This is a genomic window from Rhodococcus sp. MT28, assembly GCF_058792695.1.
In genome coordinates this window covers 2,738-5,372 of sequence record NZ_JBXAFD010000041.1, presented here as the reverse complement: position 1 = coordinate 5,372, position 2,635 = coordinate 2,738, and the positions used below count along the sequence as shown (strand labels likewise).

The window sequence follows — 2,635 nt, the reverse complement described above, 5'->3', positions numbered from 1 at the left end:
ACGGCGAGCACGACGCCCTCCTGCACGCCTTCGCCGCCGACGGAGCCCTGCACATGGAGTATGTCCGCGAGCGCGGCGTCTTCGACGACCTGCCTTTGAACACGATCTTGACCGAGCTTCGGCATACCTATGGACAGCGAATCTTTGAGCGCACCCACGTGCTCGCTGACGCTTTCACCGACACACCCGACAGATGCACCCAGCCCGACGGGATCGCCCGCGGGCTCCACTCACTCCCGGAGGCCCGATGAGCACGGCGACCACAGCGGATGCCCTGGACGTACGCAACCCCGCCGACGGCCGGCTGGTCGCAACCGTCCCCATCGATACCCGCGAGACCGTGAACAGCATCGCGGCCGATCTCCGCCGCGCTCAGCTCGGGTGGGCTCAGGCAAGCCCGCGGCAACGCTCCCGATGGTTGCATCGCTGGCGAGACTGGATCCTGGCTCACACCGACGAACTCACCGATCTGCTGCAAGCCGAAACAGGCAAGGTGCGCCCCGACGCCCTGGTTGAGACGACAGCATCGTGCGAGTTCATCACCTACTACGCAAACCATGCCGAGAAGTTTCTCGCTGACGAGCAAGTCCGATCCGCAGGTCTGCTAAGTCTGCCGAAACGGTTGTCCAAGACCTACCACCCGTACCCGGTTGTCGGGCTCATCACACCGTGGAACTTCCCGATCACCCTCTTCCTCATGGATGCAGCTCCTGCGCTGGCTGCCGGATGCGCAGTCCTGGCGAAGTCCTCGGAAGAGACGCCACTGACCTGTGCACGAGTCGTCGAGGGCTGGCACGAGATCGGCGCCCCACCGGTTTTGGCGCATGTTGTGGGTGCTAGCGAAGCAGGTGCTGCGGTCGTGGACGCCGCTGACTTCGTTCAGTTCACGGGCTCGACAGCCACCGGGAGGACAATCGCGATCCGCTGTGCCGAGCAATTGAAGCCTGTGAGCTTGGAGTTAGGCGGTAAAGATCCGGCGATCGTGCTGGAGGACGCCGACCTTGCTCGTGCTGTGGAGGGGATCGCGTGGGGCGGTCTGTTCAACGCGGGGCAGGTCTGCATCTCAGTCGAGCGGGTGTATGTGGTCTCTGAGATCTACGACGAGTTCGTGGCCCGGCTGGCTCAACGAGTACGGTCACTTACCCAAGGTGCCGCGGCAGGTGACGACGTAGGTGCGATGGTCACGGCGAGACAGGTCGAGATAGCCGATCGCCACGTCAGCCAGGCAGTGGCGGCAGGTGCGCAGGTACTGGCCGGCGGAACCCTAAGCGCGGTCGGGAACTACTACGCTCCAACCGTTGTGGTCGGCGTCGACCACACAATGGCCTGCATGACCGAGGAGACCTTCGGCCCCACGATCCCTGTGATGCGTGTCGCGGACGAGGACGAGGCCATCCACCTGGCTAACGACTCGGCGTTCGGCTTGTCTGCCACAGTGTGGACCCGCGACCATGCTCGTGCGCGGCGTATCGCACAACGTCTGGACGCGGGTGCAGTCAACATCAACGACGTCTTCAGCAACCTCTTCGCCACCACACTGCCGCACAGTGGATGGAAGGCCTCAGGTATCGGTGCGCGACTAGGCGGCGCCTACGGACTTCACAAATACTGCCGGGTCCAGTCCGTGACCGAGCCGCGGATCCCTGTCCTGACACGAGAACTCACGTGGTACCCGTACACCTCCCGACGTACGGCCATCGCCGAAAAAGTATTGCGTGCAGCAGCCGGTCGCGGTCTACGACAACGCCTCGGCCTGAACAAGGAGCACAGCAAGTGACGACACACAATCCCCATACCGCCGCGAAAACAGTGGCGATCACCGGGGGAGCCCGCGGCATCGGCTACCAGACCGCGAAGGAGCTGATCCGACGAGGTCACCGCGTGGCCATCGGCGACATCGACGAGGCACGTGCTAAGGAGACCGCCGCCGAACTGGGGGTTAAGGTTGTCACCCGCCTCGATGTCACCGACCCTGACTCGTTCAAAGACTTTCTCGACCTAGTCGAGGGAGACCTCGGCCCCCTCGACGTGCTGATCAACAACGCGGGCATCATGCCCACCGGGCACACCCACGAGGAAGACGACGCGGTGACCCGGCGGCAGGTCGAGATCAACGTCCTGGGAGTCATCTTTGGGACCAAACTCGCCCTTCAACGGATGCTCCCTCGTCGTACTGGACACATCATCAACACCGCATCACTGGCCGGCGAGCTCGCCGTCCCCGGTCTGGCGACCTACTGCGGCACCAAATTCGCGGTCATCGGATTCACGGAGGCGGCGCGACTGGAATACCGCAAGTCAGGCGTGCGGCTGTCCACAGTGCGGCCCACGTTCACCAACACCGAACTCGTTGCTGGGACAGCAGGAGCCAAGGGACTGCGCAATGCAGAGCCCGAGGAAATCGCTCGAGTGACAGCCGAACTGATCGAGAAACCGCGGCCCTTCGTGCGCGTCACTCGCCTCGCCGGGAGCATGGTCGCAGCGATGAAGTTCGTCCCCGAACGGCTCGCCACCAGGCTCGGATCGGCCCTGGACACAGACTCTGTATTCCTCGACGACGTGGACATGGGGGCACGTCAGGCCTACCTGGACAGAATTCGGAACAACTGACCTGGTCTTCGAACCCACCACCCAG

2 protein-coding genes and 1 pseudogene are annotated in these 2,635 nt (G+C 63.6%); all 3 read left to right on the top strand.

Annotated features, from left to right (window positions below):
• A pseudogene (locus AC1Q6C_RS33160) lies at window positions 1-251 on the top strand (transglutaminase); the annotation flags it as partial.
• Window positions 248-1,777 (top strand): aldehyde dehydrogenase family protein, encoded by a 1,530-nt coding sequence (locus tag AC1Q6C_RS33155; protein ID WP_003942430.1) that lies wholly within the window; start codon window positions 248-250, stop codon window positions 1,775-1,777. The pseudogene AC1Q6C_RS33160 and the gene AC1Q6C_RS33155, both read left to right, overlap by 4 nt.
• Window positions 1,774-2,610, top strand: a complete 837-nt coding sequence (locus tag AC1Q6C_RS33150; RefSeq protein WP_064074907.1) for an SDR family oxidoreductase — start codon at window positions 1,774-1,776, stop codon at window positions 2,608-2,610. The genes AC1Q6C_RS33155 and AC1Q6C_RS33150 overlap by 4 nt, the downstream gene beginning before the upstream one ends.
• The last annotated feature ends 25 nt before the right edge of the window (window positions 2,611-2,635 follow it).

Bases quoted from the DNA above. Each gene is read 5' to 3' on its own strand.
- AC1Q6C_RS33155 (WP_003942430.1), top strand. From the start codon at position 248: ATGAGCACGGCGACCACAGCGGATGCCCTGGACGTACGCAACCCCGCC.